The organism is Candidatus Benthicola sp., from assembly GCF_058719085.1.
The window spans coordinates 1-3,473 of record NZ_JBZQEK010000054.1 but is presented as its reverse complement, the minus strand read 5'-3'; the positions used below and the strand labels follow the sequence as shown (position 1 = coordinate 3,473).

Below are 3,473 nucleotides of genomic sequence, written 5' to 3'. Positions count from 1 at the left end.
GGTGCCGTGAAGCTCCTCATCACCCGACCAGATGCCCTGCGGCTGCCCGTGCTCGGTCATGAGCCAGCCGATCAGCCGGTCCACGGCCTCCCAGTCCGCGGGCTCACCGCTTTGGGCGAACCACACCCCGGGCTGCTTGATCCCCATGGCGGTGTTCACGACATGCCACCGCCCGGGTTCTTCGACCGGACGCGTGGCCCAGAGCTCCGTCTGCGAGTGGATCAGGGCTCCGAGATCGAGCAGGAAGAGCTCTCCCGTGCGGTTGTACAGCCAGTGCACGCTGGCGAGGTTCTCGCCGCCACGCTGCTTTCCCCACCACGTGTAGTGGCCCAGGGGCCGGTCCGGGAGCTCGCGGAGCTGGTAGCGGAAGTAGTCGAGCATGAGCTCGATCACCCGGGCATCACCGGTCGCCTCGTAGTGGTTCTGCAGAAACTTCAGCACGATCATGTGGGGCCACCAGTCCTCGCCCGGCACCGGACGGGTGCTGCGAGGCTGTGTCCGCTCGCCCACCGGGCCGAAGTACCCGCTCCGCTGGCGGCTCGCCATCACGGCCTCCACCCACACGTTCGCCTTCTCGATCAGCCGCTCGTCCCGGAGTACGTACGCCAGCGGCAGCAGGCCGTCGATCCAGTAGGGCCCTCGCTCCCAGATGTCTCCCGGCCCGCCGAGCCAGCCGTTGTCAGGCCCGACATCCGGCCACACCTCGTCCAGCCGCCCCGTCATGCCGTTCGCCCAGCCGCGGAGCTGGGTGTCCAGCCACCCGGCGGGCCGGACGCTCCCGAGCGGCAGCGGCACGAAGGCGCTCGGCACCAGGGGATCCCGGTTGGATGGGTAATGACGATTCCGGGTGCCGGAAGCGGTACGCGGCCGGCCGGCGGCGGTGGCCGCGGACAGCGCCGAAGGAGGGACGAGAGACAGTGCAGCGGCTCCCGATGCGGCGGCACCCACGAAGCGGCGCCGCGTGATCCGACGGGAGTCCGGGGGCGACGAACGATCACACATGGGGTGCTCTCCGGGGTTGGTCGGTGACGGTACCCGCACGATACCGCCCGGAGACCGGATCGTCACGGGGCTGGAGGGTGTATGTTCGCACGTCCGTTTCTTCTTCATCCATCTGAGGTGCCGTCCATGCGCTCATCGTCTTTCACGGACTCGATCCCAGCCCTCGCGATCGCCGCGGCTCTGCTCGCGGCCTGCAGCTCCCCCGGAGAGCCCCAGCCGGTGGAGCGTATCGAATCCCTCCCGCGAGCTCTCACGGACGCCGAGACCCGTCTGATCGATGCCGGTGAAAACTTCGCGATCGATTTCTTCCGGACCCTCGCGTCGGCGGAGAGTCCGGGCTCCAACGTGTTCGTCTCGCCGCTGAGCGCCTCGATGGCCCTCGGGATGACGCTGGCGGGAGCGGAAGGCGACACTTTCGAGGCAATGCGCTCGGCCCTTCGACTCGACGGGCTCACCCGGGAGCAGATCGGGGATGCCTACCTGGGCCTGATCGAACTGCTCACGGACCTGGACCCGACGGTTCGCCTGGAGATCGGCAACTCACTCTGGCACCGAAACACGTTCCCCCTCGAGCCGGCCTACGTGGAGGAGGTCCGGAGCGACTTCCTCGCCCGGATCGAAGGGCTGGACTTCGACGATGCGGCCGCGGCCGATCGCATCAACGACTGGGTGGAGGAGTCGACGAATGGGGCCATCGAAGGCATCGTCGAGCCGCCGATCGATCCGCTCACGATGCTGTTCCTGATCAACGCGATCTACTTCGAGGGTCAGTGGACCCTGCGGTTCGATCCCGACCGGACGCGAACGGGGACCTTTCACCGGCGGGACGGGTCGACGGTCTCGGCGCCCTTCATGTGGATGAGCGACCGTTCCTTTCCGTACGCGGACTCGCCCGCCTACACGGCGATCGAGCTTCCGTACGGAGGAGAGGCGTTCGCGATGACCGTGGTTCTTCCGGCGTCGGGCACCGACCTCGAGGCGTTCACGGAGTCTCTCGACGTTGCCTCCTGGAATACCCTCGTCGATGGGCTCGCGCCGACGGAGATCATGGTCGGCCTTCCCCGTTTCCGTCTGGAGTACGAGACGTCGCTGAACGACGTGCTGGCCGCCATGGGCATGGGCGTGGCGTTCGACGAATCCCGGGCCGACTTCACGCGCATGAACGCGGACGCCCTGTCCCTCGGCCTCCACATCAGCCGGGTGAAGCAGAAGGCGTTCGTCGAAGTGGACGAGGAGGGCACGCGGGCCGCGGCGGTCACCTCCGTCGAGGTGGGGGTCACGTCCGCGCCGCCCACCTTCCTCGCCGACCGGCCGTTCCTGTTCGCCATCCGGGAGCGCCTGTCCGGGGCTCTCCTGTTCATGGGGTGGGTGCGGGACCCGTCGGCCGGCTGAGAGGGCGGGCGAGTGAGAGCAGTCCGACCAGCGCGTACGAGCCCGCCGCCGCCGCGATCGAGCCGAGAAACGGATAGGTGACCTCCAGCACGTAGGCGCCGAGGACCCAGGTCGTGACCCCGGCCAGGAGGGCGGCGATGGCCGCCCCGCTGCCCCCGAATCCCGTGAACAGTCCGACGACCACCACGACCACGATCCCCGCGCTTCCGAAGGCGGAGGCCATCTCCACCAGCTCGTAGACGGCGTCGGCCCTCGTGGCCATCACCCACGCCACCACCCCGAACAGCGCCACCGCGACGCGTGCGAGTCGCACTTTCTGGCGCTCCGACACCCCCGGGAAGAACGGCACGATCAGGTTGTGGGAGGTGAGCGAGCCGGCCACCAGGAGAGCGCTGTCCACCGTGGACAGGATGGCCGAGACGAGCGCCCCGGCGAACACGGCGTACAGGAGCGGGGGCAGGTACCGTTCGGCGAGCACGGGCAGGACCTGCTCGGGCTCCGCCAGCCCCGGCATCGCGACACCGGCCACCAGGCCGAGGGTCACCGGGATCAACCCGACCATGAGGTAGGCTCCTCCGCCGATGAGGGTCGCTCCACGGGCAATTCCGGGACTGCGGGCGGCGATCACGCGGGTGATCAGCTCGGCCGCCGTCAGCGACCCGAGGACCGGGATGGCCCAGGTCTCCAGGGTCTCGAGCAGAGGCCGCTCTCCGTCGAACAGCCGCAGGCGCTCGGTAGGGATCGCGTCCAGCGAATCGACCCCCAGCGAGGAAAACACGGCGATCGCGAGGACGCCCAGGCCGACCACGAGCGCGATCCCCTGGACGAAGTCGGTCCAGGCGACGGCCAGAAGTCCTCCGACCACCGTGTATCCGATCACCACCAGGGCCGCGACCGCGATCGTAATCTCCACCTCGAGCCCCGAGGCGGCGGAGAGGACGTGCCCGAAGGCGCGAACCTGGGCCGCAGCCCAGAACACCGACGTGGGCACCATGAGCAGAACGGCGAGCCGCTCCACCGCGGGAGAGTAGCGAATCCGGAAGAAGTCGGCCGGCGTCGACAACCGCATCCGCCACAGC

3 protein-coding genes are annotated in these 3,473 nt (G+C 68.9%); 1 reads left to right on the top strand and 2 read right to left on the bottom strand.

Annotated features, from left to right (window positions below; all coding sequences use genetic code 11):
• The coding region (locus tag AC36XV_RS03885; protein WP_492202362.1) for a beta-L-arabinofuranosidase domain-containing protein at positions 1–1,002 on the bottom strand (1,002 nt) is incomplete at its 3' end.
• Positions 1,003–1,128: 126 nt separating this feature from the next.
• Between AC36XV_RS03885 and AC36XV_RS03880 the strand changes: the two genes are divergently transcribed.
• Entirely contained in the window at positions 1,129–2,394 is a 1,266-nt protein-coding gene (locus tag AC36XV_RS03880; protein ID WP_492202361.1) for a serpin family protein, read from the top strand.
• Here the strand turns inward: AC36XV_RS03880 and AC36XV_RS03875 are convergent.
• Positions 2,360–3,473: sodium:solute symporter family transporter (locus tag AC36XV_RS03875; RefSeq protein ID WP_492202360.1), on the bottom strand; the 1,114-nt coding region annotated here is incomplete at its 5' end. The genes AC36XV_RS03880 and AC36XV_RS03875 overlap by 35 nt on opposite strands.